Annotated in this window: 8 protein-coding genes; all 8 read right to left on the bottom strand. The window is 60.6% G+C overall.

Annotated features, from left to right (window positions below):
* Window positions 1-118: 118 nt before the first annotated feature.
* Window positions 119-1,582, bottom strand: a complete 1,464-nt coding sequence (locus tag LCH65_RS13980) for an efflux transporter outer membrane subunit (RefSeq protein ID WP_003369448.1) — start codon at window positions 1,580-1,582, stop codon at window positions 119-121.
* Window positions 1,579-4,686, bottom strand: a complete 3,108-nt coding sequence (locus tag LCH65_RS13975; protein ID WP_003369446.1) for an efflux RND transporter permease subunit — start codon at window positions 4,684-4,686, stop codon at window positions 1,579-1,581. The genes LCH65_RS13980 and LCH65_RS13975 overlap by 4 nt, the downstream gene beginning before the upstream one ends.
* Complete coding sequence (locus LCH65_RS13970) at window positions 4,683-7,793, bottom strand: MdtB/MuxB family multidrug efflux RND transporter permease subunit (RefSeq protein WP_003434108.1); 3,111 nt, start codon at window positions 7,791-7,793, stop codon at window positions 4,683-4,685. The genes LCH65_RS13975 and LCH65_RS13970 overlap by 4 nt, the downstream gene beginning before the upstream one ends.
* Window positions 7,790-9,094, bottom strand: a complete 1,305-nt coding sequence (locus tag LCH65_RS13965) for an MdtA/MuxA family multidrug efflux RND transporter periplasmic adaptor subunit (protein WP_226439555.1) — start codon at window positions 9,092-9,094, stop codon at window positions 7,790-7,792. The genes LCH65_RS13970 and LCH65_RS13965 overlap by 4 nt, the downstream gene beginning before the upstream one ends.
* A 153-nt stretch (window positions 9,095-9,247) precedes the next feature.
* Window positions 9,248-9,748: a thiol peroxidase gene (gene tpx, locus LCH65_RS13960; protein WP_003369437.1), complete on the bottom strand. Its 501-nt coding sequence runs from the start codon at window positions 9,746-9,748 to the stop codon at window positions 9,248-9,250.
* A gap of 89 nt (window positions 9,749-9,837) precedes the next feature.
* Window positions 9,838-10,755 (bottom strand): LysR family transcriptional regulator, encoded by a 918-nt coding sequence (locus LCH65_RS13955; protein ID WP_003434111.1) that lies wholly within the window; start codon window positions 10,753-10,755, stop codon window positions 9,838-9,840.
* A 119-nt stretch (window positions 10,756-10,874) separates the two neighbouring features.
* On the bottom strand, window positions 10,875-14,564 hold the full coding sequence (locus tag LCH65_RS13950) for a translocation/assembly module TamB domain-containing protein (RefSeq protein ID WP_226439554.1): 3,690 nt from the start codon (window positions 14,562-14,564) through the stop codon (window positions 10,875-10,877).
* The gene (locus LCH65_RS13945) at window positions 14,561-16,285 is read right to left on the bottom strand and encodes an autotransporter assembly complex family protein (protein ID WP_003369431.1); all 1,725 of its coding nucleotides are present in this window, start codon (window positions 16,283-16,285) and stop codon (window positions 14,561-14,563) included. The genes LCH65_RS13950 and LCH65_RS13945 overlap by 4 nt, the downstream gene beginning before the upstream one ends.
* Between the last annotated feature and the right edge of the window lie 57 nt (window positions 16,286-16,342).

Below are 16,342 nucleotides of genomic sequence, written 5' to 3'. Positions count from 1 at the left end.
GATTGTACGCATTCGCGGCAGAATGTCGCGGCACTTGGTCGCAAAGATGGCGAATAGCTATTATTTTTCCGGTTACTGCGAACAGTTCACTGAAAAAGTGTGTTTGAACCCGAAATATTCACTCCCGGAGCGTCAGGCCTGTCTCGGCATTCCAGCCCCCGCCCAGTGCGGCGATCAATTGAACGCTGGCAATCAAACGGCTTTGCAGCACGCTGAGCACACTGCGCTCGTTGCTCAATGCGGTGGCCTGGACATTGACGACGTCCAGGTAACCGATCAACCCGGCCTTGTATTGATTGTTGGTCAGGCGCAGCGAGTCACGAGCCGAGACCAGCGCTTCCTGGCGTACCGCCGCTTCCTGCTCGTATACCTTGAGCTGAACCAGATAGTTTTCGACCTCCTGGAAGCCGTTCAGCACGGTCTGCCGGTACTGGGCGACAGTCTGGTCATACACCGCTTCGGTGCGATCGACCTCGGCCGAACGTTTTCCGCCGTCGAACAGGGTCAGCGCCAACTGCGGGCCCACCGACCAGAAGCGGTTGGGCAGGCTGATCCAGTTGGCAAAGGTACTGCTGCTGTAACCGCCGCTCATGCTCAGCGTGAAGTCCGGATAATAAGCCGCCTTGGCCACGCCGATGTTGGCATTGGCGCCCATTACCGAGCGCTCGGCTGCGGCAATGTCAGGGCGGCGCTCGAGTAACTGCGAAGGCAGGCCTGGCGGGATTTGCGGCAACTGCGGAATTGAAGTGGTGACGGGCAGATTGAAGTCTGCCGGCGCCATGCCCATCAGTACGGCGATGGCATTCTCGTATTGCGCCCGTTGCCAGGCCAGGTCAATCAGATCGGCCTGGGTACTTTTCAGTTGCGTCTGTGCCTGCGCAACAGCATCACTTCCGGAAATACCGGCGCGGTACTGGTTCTGCGTCAGGGTCAGGGAGCGCTGGTAGGCATCCACTGTGGACTCCAGCAGGCGTTTCTGTTCATCGATCACGCGCAATTGCAGGTAATTCTGCACCAGTTCCGATTGCAGGCTCAGGCGCATCGCCGCCAGGTCGGCAAGACTCGCCTGCGCATTGGCGGTGTCGGCTTCCAGCCCACGACGCAGCTTGCCCCAGACGTCGGCCTCCCAACTGACGCCCAACTGCGCGTTGTAACTGTTGCGAATCCCCGAGGCACTGGTGCCGGTGTTCGAGGTGCCAGTGCCCTGCCCCGAGCGCGTCTTGCCGGTCGTCAGGTCGAGGGTCGGCAGGAAGGCAGCCCTGGAGCTGCGCACCAGTGTCTGTGCCTGTCGATACTGCGCGTCGTACTGGGCGACTGTCTGGTTGGAGGTGTTGAGGCGCTCGACCAGAGCGTTCAACTGCGGGTCCTTGTACACCTCCCACCATGCACCTTTGGCCATCCCGTCACTTGGCGTGGCCGCACGCCAGCCCTGCGCAGCCTTGAACTGCGCGGGCGCGGCCATCGACGGCTTCTGGTAATCCGGACCCACAGCGCAGGCGCTGAGCAGCACGACGCAAAGCCCCAGCGCGAATGGACGAATCAGCCCTGTCGGGCGGGAGGTGAATGCCAGGCGTTCGGTCATAGCGGAGTTTCCAGAGCAGCATCGGTGCGCACGCCACGCCATTTGTTGTAACGATGGCGCAGACGGTCGAGATAAAGGTAAACCACCGGGGTGGTATAGAGGGTCAGGACCTGGCTGAAGATCAGGCCACCAATGATGGTCAAACCCAGCGGCTTGCGCATTTCGGCACCTTCGGCGGTACTCAGCAGCAGCGGCAAGGCACCCAGGATGGCGGCCATCGTGGTCATCAGAATGGGCCGCAGGCGCTGCAGGCAGGCGCTGCGAATCGACTCTTGCGGCGTCATTCCCTGTTCGCGCTCCAGATGCAGGGCAAGGTCGATCATCATGATCGCGTTTTTCTTCACCACGCCAATCAGCAGGAACAGCCCCAACAGGGAAATCAGGCTGAATTCGCTGCCCAGCACATAGATCGTCAGCAATGCGCCAACGCCTGCGGACGGGAGCGTCGAGAGGATCGTCAGCGGATGAATGTAGCTCTCATAGAGGATACCCAGCACCAGGTACACCGCCAGCAACGCACCGAGGATCATCCACGGCTGACTCTTCTGCGTGGAAGCGAAGGCGTTGGCGGTCCCGGCCATCTTGGAAATGATGTCGGATGGCAGCCCGATGGCGGCAATCGCCCGTTCTATCGCCACGGTGGCCTTGTCGAGGCTGGCCCCTTCGGCCAGATCGAAGGAGATGTTCTCGGCCGCGAACTGACCGTCATGCGATACCCGGTCATTGGCCAGGCTGCGCTCGTAATGGGCGATGCTCGATAGCGGTACACGCTGCCCGTCTGCGGTAATGACCTGAACCTGCTCCAGCGTCACCGGGTCCTGGGCGTATTTTGGATTGACCTCCATCACCACCTTGTACTGGTTGAGGCTGTCATAGATGGTCGATACCTGGCGCTGGCTGTAAGCGTTGTTGAGCACCGCCGTGACCATGTTCATATCGATACCCAGTCGCTTGGCCGTGTCACGGTTGACCACCAGGGTCACCTGTTGTGCCCCGCGCCCTTCCCGTGCGTCGATGGCGGTCAGCTCGGGCACCGACTTGAGCGCTGCGACAATCTTGGGGTACCACAGACGCAGACTGCCCAGATCAGCGCTCTGCACGATGTATTGATACTGTGAACTGGTCTGCTCGCGACCGCCGCCCAGTTGCAGGTCCTGATCCGGGGCCAGGAACAACCTGCCGCCCGGCACATGCGGCATGTTCTTGCGCAGGCGCTCGACCACTTTCTCGGCAGACAGCTTGCGCTCGGCAATCGGCTTGAGGCGCACGATCATGAAGGCGTTATTGGTGCCACCGCTGCCACCGATAAAACCGGCAACGCTTTCCACCGCAGGGTCAGCGAGAATCGACAGGCGGAAGGTCTCCATTTTCGGCTGCATGACCGAAAACGAAAGACCGTCGTCACCGCGAACAAAACCCATCAGTTGCCCGGTGTCCTGCTGCGGCAGAAAGGTCTTGGGCACCACCACATACAGCGCGATATTGACCACCACGGTAACCAGCAGGCTGAGCAGCGTCAGCCGTCGATGCCGCATCACCCAGCCCAGCGAGCGGTCGTAGCCTGCCACCATTCGATCGTTGACCCGCTCGCTCCAGCGCTGAAAGGCGTTTTCCCCATGGGCTTCGCGTGGCTTCAACCAACGCGCGCACAACATCGGCGTCAGGGTCAGGGACACAATCAGCGAGACGATGATCGCTACCGACAAGGTGATGGAAAACTCGCGAAACAGACTTTCGACCAGACCGCCCATGAACAGGATGGAAATGAACACCGCGACCAGCGAGACGTTCATCGACAGCAAGGTGAACCCCACCTCCTTGGCGCCCAGAAAAGCCGCTTTCATGGGGTCGAGGCCGTTGTGAATATGCCGGGATATGTTTTCCAGCACAACGATGGCATCGTCCACCACCAGACCGGTCGCGAGGATCAACGCCATCAGTGACAGGTTGTTCAGGGAGAAGCCGAACAGGTGCATGATCGCAAAGGTGCCGACCAGCGATACCGGAACCGCCAGGGTGGGGATCAGCGAGGCGCGAAAACTGCCGAGGAACAGGAACACCACCATCACCACCAGCACCACGGCAATCAGCAGGGTCATTTCGGCTTCGTGCAGCGTCGCCTTGATCACCGGCGAGCGGTCCATCGCGATATTGAGACTGACACTGGCCGGCAGCACCGCTCGCAGCGCCGGCAACTGCGCCTTGATCTGCGCCACGGTTTCAATGATGTTGGCGCCCGCCTGGCGATTGACGACCAGCAGCACGGCACGGTCATTGTTGTAGAACCCGCTGTTGTAACGGTCTTCCACGGCATCGCTGACTTTCGCCACGTCCTTCAGGCGCAAGGTCGCTCCGTCCTTGTAGCGAATGATCAGCGGCGCATAATCCTCGGCGGTTTCCAGCTGGTCGTTGGCCTGCACCTGCCAGTTATGCTGGTCGTCCTCCACAAAGCCCTTCGGCCGTCGTACGTTGGTGCCAGTGATGGCAGTGCGTACGTCGTCCAGCGATACACCGTACTGGGAGAGCATCTGCGGCTCCAGTTCGATACGCACAGCAGGCAGCGAGCTGCCGCCGATCTGCACTTCGCCGACCCCGGAAACCTGTGACAGGCTCTGTGACAGGATGGTGGACGCCAGGTCGTAAAGCTGGCCCTTTTCCAGCACCGTCGACGTCATCGACAAGACCATGATCGGCGCCTGGGACGGGTTGACCTTCTTGTAGGTCGGCATACTGCGCATACCGCTGGGCAGCAGATTGCGTGAGGCATTGATCGCCGCCTGCACTTCCCGCGCGGCGCCGTTGATGTCGCGATTCAGATCGAACTGCAGAATGATCCGCGTGGTGCCCTGGCTTGAATTGCTGGTCATGGTGTTGACACCGGCAATACTGCCCAGCGATCGCTCCAGCGGCGTTGCCACCGTGGACGCCATCACTTCCGGACTGGCACCGGCGAGGCTGGCCGAGACCACAATCACCGGGAAATCCATGTTCGGCAACGGTGCCACCGGCAACAAGCGAAAGCTCACCGCGCCCAGCAGCATGATCGCCAGGCTTAGCAGAACGGTCGCAACGGGGCGACTGATGAACGGCGCTGAGAGGTTCATGCGTCAGCCCGTTCCAGTCGGTCCGGGTCAGCCGGTTTGCGACTCCAGCGACGGCCAAGGCGGTCGAAATACAGGTAGATGACCGGCGTTGTGAACAGTGTCAGCACCTGACTGAGCAACAGTCCGCCAACCATCACCAGCCCCAGTGGTTGCCGCAATTCGGCGCCGGAGCCACTGGCGAGCATTAGCGGGATGGCGCCGAACAATGCGGCCAGGGTGGTCATGAGAATCGGCCGGAAGCGCAACAGTGCCGCGTCGTAGATCGCCTGCTCGGGCGCAACACCGCGGTTGCGCTCCGCGTCGAGCGCGAAGTCGATCATCATGATCGCGTTCTTCTTGACGATGCCGATCAATAGAATGATGCCGATGATCGCGATCATCCCCAGATCGTTGCCGCTGATCAGCAGAGCCAACAAGGCTCCCACTGCTGCCGACGGCAGGGTCGAGAGGATGGTAATCGGGTGAATGTAGCTCTCGTAGAGCACGCCCAGCACGATGTACATGGTGACCACCGCCGCCAGAATCAGCAGCAACGTGCTGGACAACGAAGCCTGAAACGCTTCGGCAGCGCCCTGGAACTGAGTCTGCACGCCGATCGGCATGCCGATCTCCTGCTCGACCTCCTCGATCACCTTCACCGCCTTGCCCAAGGCAATATCGGGCGCCAGGTTGAACGACATCATCACCGCCGGAAACTGCCCGAGGTGGGCGATGGCCAACTGTGCCTGGCGCTGCTCGACACTTGCCAGGCTGGATAGCTTCACCTGCGCGCCATCGGTGGTCTTGACGTGGATCTGCTCGAGCGCCGCCGGGCCAAGTTCACTGCCCGACGCAGCCTGCAGCACCACGCGGTACTGGCTGGCCTGCGTGTAGATGGTGGATATCTGGCGCTGACCGAATGCGTCGTACAGCGCATCGGTAATGTTCGCAACCGTGACCCCGACCCGGCTGGCCGCATCACGATCGATGTTCAGGTACACCTGCAAACCTTTATCCTGCAGGTCGCTGGCCACATCCGTCAGCTCGGGCCGCTTGCCGAGCGCGTCTACCAGTTTTTCGCTCCACAGCGTCAGCAGCTCGGCGTCGGGCGACGACATGCTGAATTGATACTGGGTGCGACTGACGCGGTCTTCAATGGTCAGGTCCTGCACCGGCTGCATGAACAGGCGGATATCCGACAGCTTGTCGACCTCGGGTTGCAGGCGCTGGATCACCTCGGACGCGGTCAGGTCGCGCGCTCCGTGAGGCTTGAGGTTGATCAACAGGCGCCCACTGTTGAGCGTGGCGTTGTCACCGTCGACACCGATGTAGGACGACAGACTGACCACTGCCGGGTCCTTGAGAATGATGTCGGCAAGTGCCTGCTGACGCTGGCTCATCGCGGCGAACGACACCGACTGCGGCGCTTCCGAAATACCCTGAATCACTCCGGTGTCCTGCACCGGAAAAAAGCCTTTGGGTACGACGATGTACAGCAACACAGTCAAGGCCAGGGTGGCCAGGGCAACCAGTAGGGTCAGTGGCTGATGCTTGAGCACCCAGCGCAGTCTGCCCGCGTAGATGTCGATCAGCCAGTCGATCCAGGCACCGCTGGCCCGGTAAAAACGGCTCTGCTCTTCTTCCCTGGGCTCGCGCTTGAGCAAGCGCGCGCACATCATCGGCGTCAGGGTCAGCGAGACCACCAGCGATATCAATATCGCGACCGCCAGGGTAATCGCGAACTCGCGGAACAGCCGCCCGACCACGTCGGCCATGAACAACAGCGGGATCAATACCGCAATCAGCGACAGGGTCAGGGAAATCAGGGTGAAACCGATCTGCTTCGCGCCCTTGAGTGCGGCCTGCAAGGGCGTCTCGCCCTCTTCGATGTGTCGGGAGATGTTTTCCAGCATGACGATGGCGTCATCGACGACGAAACCGGTCGCAATGGTCATGGCCATCAGCGTCAGGTTGTTGACCGAAAAACCGGCCAGGTACATCACGCCGAACGTGCCTACCAGCGACAGTGGGACGGCGATAGACGGAATGATCGTCGCGCTGAAACGACGCAGGAACAGGAAGGTGACCAGCACCACCAGGACGATCGCGATCAGCAGTTCGTGCTGAACATCGGTCACCGACGCACGGATGGTCTGCGTACGGTCCGTCAGGACCACGACGTCGAGCCCTGCCGGAAGGTTTTCGGTGATCGACGGCAGCAACGCCTTGATCCGGTCGACCACCTCAATGACGTTGGCGCCCGGCTGACGCTGAATGTTGAGCAGCACCGCCTGGCTCCGATTGGCCCAGGCCGCGAGCCGCTCGTTTTCGGCACCATTGACGATTTCGGCCACATCCTTCAGGCGCAAGGGTGCGCCATCCTTGTAAGCCAGAATCAGGTTGGCGTACTCCTCCGGAGACTTCAGCTGATCGTTGGCATCCAGCATCGAAACCCGGGTCGGCCCGTCGAAATTGCCCTTCGGCTGGTTGACGTTGGAGGCGCTGATCAGGGTACGTACATCGGACAGGTTGAGACTGTTGGCGGCCAACGCCTCCGGGTTGACCTTGATCCGTACCGCCTGCCGCTGCCCGCCGGCAATGCTGACCATGCCCACACCGCTGATCTGCGAGATCTTCTGCGCCATGCGCGTATCGACCAGATCATTGAGCTTGGGCAACAACATGGTTTTCGAGGTGATCGCCAGGGTCAGAACCGGTGTGTCGGCCGGGTTGACCTTGTTGTAGACCGGAGGCGCCGGCAGATCGGTCGGCAGCAGGTTGGTGGCCGCATTGATCGCCGCCTGCACCTGCTGCTCGGCGACATCCATATTGATTTCAAGGCTAAAGCGCAACGTAATGACCGACGCACCGCCCGAGCTGGTCGAGGCCATCTGGGTCAGGCCGGGCATCTGTCCGAATTGACGTTCCAGAGGCGCAGTCACGGAGCTGGTCATCACCTGCGGGCTGGCGCCCGGGTACAGGGTCATCACCCGGATGGTCGGATAGTCGACCTGGGGCAACGCCGAAACAGGCAGCAAGGTATAGGCGATCAGACCCGCCAGGACGATTGCCAACATACTCAGCGTGGTGGCAACCGGACGCAGGATGAACAGGCGTGACATGTTCATACGCTTGGTTTTTCCACCTTGCCGAGCGCCGCCGACTTGTCGGTCTTGCTGTCAGGCTTGCCTTGCAGCTTCTGAGTCGGGCCGGCCGGCACTTCCTTGCTGTCGTTGACGACCTCGACTTCGGCACCGTCGCGCAGACGATCGGTGCCTTCGAGCACCACCCGCTCGCCGGCTGCCAGACCTTCGGTAATCACTGTGGATGTCTCGTCGCTCGGGCCGGTTTTCAGCAGTTTGAGTTTGACCTTCTTGTCACCGTCCAGCACATACACAAAGGTCCCGTCGGTGCCGAACTGCACCGCCGCAGTCGGTACGAGCGTGACTTTTTTCAGCGTGTCGGCGCGCAGCCGCACATTGACGAACTGATTGGGGAACAGGACCTCGTCACTGTTATCGAAACGCGCCTTGAACTTCAGTGTGCCGGTGGCCACGTCGATCTGGTTGTCGAGGCTGGCCAGTACGCCGCTGGCCTGCATCTTCGTATCGCCACGGTCCCAGGCTTCAACGAGCAGCTTGTCGCCGGTGCGGTAGCGGGAAATGACTTTCGACAGGTCCTTTTCAGGCAGCGTGAACGCCACGGATATGGGCTGGGTCTGGGTAATCACCACCAGTGCAGTGGTGTCGTTGGCGGCAACCAGATTGCCCACGTCCAGCTGTTTGAGGCCGACACGCCCGGCAATCGGGGCACGGATGCGAGTGAAGTCCAGGCTCAGTTTTGCGTCAGCCACAGCAGCCTGATTGGTCTTGATCGTGCCCTTGTATTGATTGACCAGCGACTCGGCAGTGTCGAGGGTCTGCTTGGCGATGCTGTCCTCGGCAAACAAGCCTCGGTAACGCTGCACATCGAGCTGAGCATTCTTGAGCAGCGCCTGGTTAGTGGCCAGGGTACCTTCGGCCTGCTGCAACGCCACCTGATAGCTGCGCGGATCGATTTCAGCCAGCAGATCACCGGCCTTGACCATCTGCCCTTCCTGGAAATAAAGCTTGACCAGCTCCCCCGCCACGCGGCTGCGCACATTGATGGTGTTCATTGCCGTCACGGTGCCAAGCGCCTTGTAGTAGATCGGAAAATCACCTTCGGTAGCCGGGGCCACACGCACCGGGACCGCGACAGCCGATCCGCCGAAGCCGGGTCGTGCCATGCCGCTTGCAGCCGGCTTCTTGTTGCTCTCGGCCCCCTTGCCGGCAGTGGACGCAGGCCAGAACCGCCAGCACAAGGCAACAATGACCAACAGGACCAACAAACTGATCAACCAGCGACGGGATTTACGGGAGCCAGACAATTGCATGAATAAATCAACCATTACAGGTGGGGGTTTGTTCAGAAGGCTGAACAATAAGCACAGTTACGTTACAAGCAAAGCGGCTTTACCAAGCGCTTACTTTGGATAAACGTATGACGCACAAACAAAAAAAACGGCCTGAGCGGATTCAGGCCGTCGACAGGTTGCGGAAAGTTACTTCAGCACAGCCAATGCAGCGTCATAGTTGGGCTCGCTGCCAATCTCGGCAACCAGTTCGCTGTGCAGTACCTTATCGTTCTCGTCCAGAACGACCACGGCGCGTGCTGTCAGACCCGTGAGCGGGCCGTCTGCAATGGCAACACCATAATTTTGAGCAAAATCGGCGCTGCGGAACGAGGACAGGTTCTGGACATTTTCCAGACCTTCGGAGCCGCAGAACCGGGCCTGGGCAAACGGCAGGTCAGCCGAGATGCACAGAACAACGGCGTTGCTCAGGTCATTGGCCTGGGTGTTGAATTTACGTACCGAGGTGGCACAGGTCGGCGTATCGACGCTCGGGAAGATGTTCAATACCTTGCGCTTGCCGGCGAAGGACGCCAGGGTCTTATCGGCAAGACCTGCGCCAACCAGCGTGAAATCGTGTGCCTTGCTACCGACTTCAGGCAGGTTGCCACTGACCTGAACGGGGCTGCCTTTGAGGGTCACTTGAGCCATGAAACACGTTCCTTTTCAAAATGGATGAAAGAGCCGGAAGTTAAACACGAAAGTGTGCCGCGGCCTATATGGGATAATTCTGAATTTTTTCAGGAAACCAGTCTGTCCCTGATATCTGTGTGGGCACACAATTCCACCAGCCAATCAACGAATACCCTCACTCGTCGTGACAACTGTCGATGCGGGGGGTAAAGGGCCGTCAGTGGCAGTGGCGGCGGACGATGCAATCGCAGCACTTCCACCAGCACACCGCTGCGCAATTGCGCGGCGACATGGTAGCGCGGCACCTGAATCAGGCCGAATCCCGCTTCGCACGCCGCGACATAGCCATCGGCACTGTTGACAGCGATCGAGCAGGCCGAGGCGTGTTCAACATCCATGCCATCGGCCATGAACTCCAGACCGTAGCGCTTGCCGGTACTGGTCGAAAAATATTCGATTACCTGATGTTGCGCGAGCTCATTCAGGTTCCGTGGCGTGCCGTATTGCTCCAGGTATTCACGACTGGCGCAGGTGATCTGGGTCAGACTGCCCAGCGGCCTGGCAACCAGCGTTTCATCCAGTGCGGCGCCGGCACGCAGCACGCAGTCCACGCCTTCGCGGATCAGATCGACCGGCCTGTCGCTCATGCCGATTTCCAGGCGGATCTGCGGATAGCGCCGGCTGAATTCAGGCAACGCCGGGATGATGATCATGCGCCCCAGACTGACGGGCAGATCGACACGCAGCAACCCCTTGGGCTCGGCCCCCGTCGCCGAAAACGATGCTTCGGCATCGTCCAGATCGGCCAGCAGGCTGACGCAGCGCTGGTAATAGGCCTTGCCGTCAGGGGTGGCGCTGACCTGACGCGTCGTACGCTGCAAAAGCTGTACGCCCAGGTGCGCTTCCAGCTGCTTGATCAGGATCGTTACCGAAGCACGAGGCATGTGCAGACTCTCGGCCGCCCTGGCGAAACCGCCGAGTTCGACGATACGGGTGAACACGCGCATGGCGTTGAATCGATCCATGATGACCGGCAACCTGAAGGTAAATGACGTGTGAAGGGACTTGCAGTTGCAAGAGGGACGCTCGAGAAAGGCCAGGCGGTTCGGCACAGGGCCGCGCCGTTACCGCCACCAGCCCTCGCCTAGAAGTCCCTTTTATAGAAAATATCCAGCGAGCTGGCAACACCACTCGCGGCCTCGAGGTACACGCGCTTACTGAGCAGGTAGCGCAAGGCAATGGTATTGGCCGGTTCAAACACGCCTACGCCATAACGCAGGCTGAGCTTGTCGGTGATCTTGCCGCTGGCAACCACATTGGTCTTGTCGCCGGTTCCCGAAGTGTCCAGCTCGAAATCCTTGATACCCAGATTGTCCGCGAGCTTGCCGGTGGTCGACGAGCTGCCCGCAACACCCAGTGCCAGCGCAGCCTGAGCGACCATGTTGTTGTCTTCGCCGGAAGTGCTGAGCGGTCTGCCCATGACCAGATAGGAAAGCGCCTGCTCCTGGCTCATCGCAGGCTCGGAAAACACCTCGGTGGTGGGCTGCTCGGCGCTGCCGGTCAGGCGGATACCGGCAATCACGTCGTCGGTCTGGCGAATCGCCTCGATGTCCAGATAAGGCTGGTCGACCGGGCCGGCAAACAGCAAACGCGCCTTGCGTATGGTCAGCCGTTGACCGTAGGCACGATAACGACCGTCGTTCAGGTTGAGCTCGCCACGAGTGTCCAGATTGTCACCAATGTGTACATGCCCGACCAGATTGGCGGTGAGCCCGAACCCGCTGAAACTGAGCTTTTCCTGGCCGACTTCCACATCGATATCCATCGCCACGGCCAGCGGCGGAGCGCCCTCCTCGGTCTGCTGTCCGACGATCACTGTGTCACCGGAGAGCTTCACAGTGGACGGCGGCAACTCGCGTACGGTAATCGCGCCCTTGGGCACCAGTACCTTGCCGGAGATCGCCAGTCGCTCGCCCTGCATGGAGATTTTCAGGTCAGGCGCCGCCTCTACCGCCGCATAGGGTTCGACATTGATCGGCAGGCGCGAGCCCTTGAGGCTCACATCGACATTCAGGCTTTGCCCCCAAGCCACCTGACCGCCTATGCTGCCCTGCCCGGTGCTGCCACTTTTCCAGCCGCCGTTGAGCTGTACGCTTTCTCCGGCAATCAACGCCTGGACCTTGAGGTCATGCAGTTCCATAGGCAGCTCTGTCCCCGCCACTTCACCCCCTTCAAGCGTCACGTTGCCGTTGACCAGTGGCGCCAGCAACGTGCCTGACAACCGGCCATTGCCATTCAGACGCCCATTGAGTTTCTGCACCATCGGCGCGAAAGGACGTGCCACCGAGATATCCAGCCCCGAGAGATTGAAGTCGCCCGCCAGGGTCTTGTCCTTGGCCAGCGGGTCGATCTGTGCGTTGAGCAACAGCCTTCCCAGCTTGCCGCCCTCGAAGTCGAGACGCGTGTCGATGCGTTTGGGCGCCAGCGTGGTGGCCAGTTTCAGCGTCTGATAAGGGAAGTCCAGCCACTGGTTGTTGTTGCGTACCCGCAGCGTGCCGCCTCCGGCGTCAATCGTGACCTTGCCGCTGGGGCCAGCTGCCGGAATGTCGAGTTGCACGTCTGCATTCAACGCGCCCTTCCAGGCAAAATCCTTGGGCATCCATTGCGCCAGGCTGTCCAGGGGGAAATTCTTGAGCTGATAACGCAGATGAGGCTCCGGCATCAGGCGCTGATCGCCGCCACACAGGCTGGCGCCCCCGGACAACCAGCAATGGGCACCAAAGTTGAGCCGGCCATCGGCCAGACGCTCGATCTTCGCCGGCTGCTGCAAACGCCAGTTCTGCCCGCCGCTCTGCACCGTACCGCTGGCCAGTCGGCCTCGCCAATCACCCTTGTCCAGGCCACCGTCAAGGCCGATGGCCAGCTTGAGCAGCGGTCCTTGCAGATCCAGCTTCAGCTGCTGGCTCTTGAGTGTGCCCTGACCGTCTACCAGCAAGGTGCCCAGCTGGGTATCGCCAGCCTGAATACCGGCACCTTTCAGGTTGATGATCGCGCGCTGCGCCTGATCCAGTCTGGCGTTGAGCGTGAGGGTCTGCAGACGATTGTCCTGCAAGGCGAGCTGGCTGCCCTGCAAGGACAATTGCCCTTGGGGCGCCTGTAGCGTTCCGGCCAGGTCCAGCCGGCCTTTGACTTGCCCCTGCAAGCGTGGCCAAAGCTGGGCCAGACGCGGCAGATCCAGGTCCAGCTGCCCCTTGAGACGCTCCTGCAGGCTACCCGCACCTTGAATACGGTTGTCGCCGAGACGGATGCTCAGGCTGCTGACATTCCATTGCTGATCGTGGCCGTCAGCCTTGGCTTGCAGCAGCGCCGGCTGACCACGCAAACGCCCTTTCAAATCGAGGTCTGCGCTGAGTTCAAGCTGCTCGTTGCGCATCTGACCTTTGCTGCGCAACGGGCCTGCCAGTGTGCCGGGCAGTTCGGCAACCCAGAATGAAGGGTCCAGCGCACTCAGGTCCAGAGCCGTATCCCAGCCGATGCCGTCAGCGAATTGCAGGTTCAGGAAACCGCTGGCCTTGCCCTGCCCTGCGACCAGTTCCAGTTCCGGCAGATGGATCTCTTGCAGATTGCCGCTGAACGGGCTGACCACGGTGAATGCACCGGCAGGCCCTTTGAGGCTGGCGTTGAAATTGCCGAGGTATTTGCCATCGGTATAGGAAATATCGCCCTTGAAGGCATGCAATGCCACTTGAGGCGCTGAAGCCAATGGATACAGGCGCTGCCAGGGGAAATCCAGCCAGTCGATGCTCGCATCTGCAGAAAAACCGCTCTGCCAGTTCATCTTGCCGTTGATGGCCAGACGCTGCTGATCATCGGCGGCCAGATCGAGTCCGGCGATGGTTGCGCCGTTGGCATCCACGCTTCCTTTCAATGACAACGCGACAGGACCTTTCTCTGCGGGAAGGTTGGCGCTGCCATCTATCAGATAGCCCGAGTCAAGATTGCCTTCGGCGGTCAGCAGCAACTGGTCCAGCTGCAACGTATCAGGCAATGCAGCACTGGGTTTGAAGTGCTCGGCCGTCAGCTTGATGCGTGCAGGAAGGTGTTCGGCCAGGGGTTGCAACTCGCCGGTCAGCAAACCCGGCAGGTAGCCGCTGCTGTCCGCCTTGAGTTGCAGCGTTTTCAGCAGGTCGCCCTGAATATCCAGCGCCAGCGCCCAGGGCTGGCCATCCTGTGGTGGAAGTTGCAGTTGACCTTGCACGCTGAGTGGCCAGTCGCCCTCGGGTTTCAGCAGGCCATTGAGGTCCAGCACAAGCGCATCACGTTGCAGGTGCGCACTGTCGATCTTCAAGCCTTCGGCTGTCCAGTGCGCTGCCAGCTTGAGATCGCGCAATTGTTCGACGCCATCCAGTTGCAGACCACCCAGCTGTATATCACCCAGTTGCAGCGCCAGCGGTAACCTGAGCGTCGGTAACCGGATCGGGCCGTCGCTGGCGGGCGTATCGCTCGGCGGGAAGTGCATCAGCACCTGCTGCGCATGCAGACGGTCGATGCACAGCGTCATCTTCAACAGGCAGGCAGGCGTCCAGGCGAAATCGACGGATTGAACCTCGACACGGTCTGCGCCCTGCTGCCATACCAGACGCTCGGCGCTCCACTGACTACCCAGTCGCCCCTGAAAGTTTTCCAGCTGTACGCCGGGTACCCGAGCCAGGGCCCACTGGCTGCCCGAGTGGGTGCCCAGCAGCAGCGCGACAATAATGACCACAAGCAGCAGTAATGCGACAAGTCCCAGCCCGACGACCTTGGCTCCGCGGGTGATGTTCGACGTGTTCAAAGCTCCGGCCCCATCGAAAAGTGCAGACGGATTCCGCCATCATCGTCCAGCGCGTGGGCCAGATCGAGACGCAGCGGGCCCACTGGAGATACCCAGCGCACGCCGAAACCCACCCCGGTTTTCAGGTCTGGCTTGTCCAGGCTGTTGAACGAGTTGCCCTGATCGATGAAGGTCGCCAGGCGCCATTTGTCAGCAATGGAATATTGGTATTCGACGCTACCGGCAAACATATACCGGCCGCCGATACGGTCGCCGTCAGAATTGGTCGGTGACAGCTTCTGATAGTCATAGCCGCGCACGCTTTGATCGCCGCCGGCAAAAAAGCGCAGCGATGGCGGTATCGAGGTGTAACCGTCCGTAAGGTTGCCGCCAAACTGCACGCGACCGAGAAAGCGGTGATTTTGCGCGACGGTGGTCAGCCCTTTGAGCAGCACATTGGCATGCACCAGGTTAGCGTCAGACAACATGCCCTCCTTGGCCACCTGCGTATCGAATTGCAGGCGATAACCCTGGTGCGGGTCGATGCGATTGTCACTGCGCAGATACGAGTAACTGATACCGGGCATCAGCAGCGTACTGAGGCCGGCGTCATCACCCAGGCGATATTCTTCACGCTGCCATTTCAGGGATATGACCCGTTCCCAACCGCTGGGCAGCTTGCTGTGCCATTCCGGCCCGGCAGTCAGCAACTTGCTGAGGCTGTCGGTTCCGGCAATCTCTTCGTACTGATACCCGCCGGCGTAGCGCAATTTGTCGGTCAGCGGCGGATCAAGTGGCACGTCGTACCACAGGCCGATATTCTGCCGTGGCGCGGATATCTCGGATTCGAAACCGTAACTGTGGCCCTGCGGGTTGGCCCAGTGCCGGGTCCAGTTGGCTTTGCCGCGCGGGCCGACGTCGGTCGAATAGCCCAGACCCAGGCCCATGGTACGAGGTTTACGGGTTTCGAGCTGGACGGTCACCGGAATGACCTGGTTTTGCGCTGCGGTGGGCGCCGCATCGACCCGTACGCCCTCGAAATAGCCGCTGCCCTGCATCGCCTGGGTCAGTTCGGCAATCAGTTGGGAGTCGTAGGGCGTGTTCTCCTTGAACGGCACCATGCGCTTGAGCAGATCGTCATCAAATGGCGCGTCGCCGCTGAACATGACCTTGCCGAGCGTGTAGCGCGGTCCGCTTTCATAAACCAGTTCGATATCGGCCACACCGGCCCGCGGATCGATGGCCAGACGCTGACTGGTGAAATGGCCACTGAAAAATCCGTAGCGCGAGGCCTGATTCTGGATCAGGCGCTTGGCGTCTTCATAGTTGCCGTGGTTCAACACCGCGCCGCTTTTCAGCGCGTCGCTGCTCGGCACACGAAAGGCCTTCATTGCTGCCGCCGGCCCTTCGACCCGGATCACCACGTTACGCAGGTGAATGGGCTCGCCCGGCTGGATGTTGATCACCAGGCTGGGTTGATCTCCGTCCTTGATCTCACTGTCGATCTGCGCCTGGTAATAACCCAGCGCCTGAGCGGCTTTTTCCGCCTGTTGCTCAGCGCCGAGGCTGAAATTACGCAGCGCCTGGACGTCACGCTCGCCCAAATCACCGACATACCCTTCGACGTTGGCCTTGAGTTGCGGATTGGCAGGCTTGATCCTGACGTCGAGGCGGGCCTGGGCAAGCGCTGCCGCACTCATGGTCATCAGGAACACGCTGCTGAATAGTCTGAAAAGCTTCATGGGCGTAGATGCTACCACGATCGACAGGCTGCACTGGAAGCCCACGAATTGTCGGAT

The sequence above is a fragment of the Pseudomonas sp. MWU16-30316 genome (assembly GCF_020515645.1).
Lineage (GTDB): Bacteria > Pseudomonadota > Gammaproteobacteria > Pseudomonadales > Pseudomonadaceae > Aquipseudomonas > Aquipseudomonas cerasi.
Note: the sequence above shows the minus strand (reverse complement) of the source record. Positions and strands in the feature narration are given on the sequence as shown.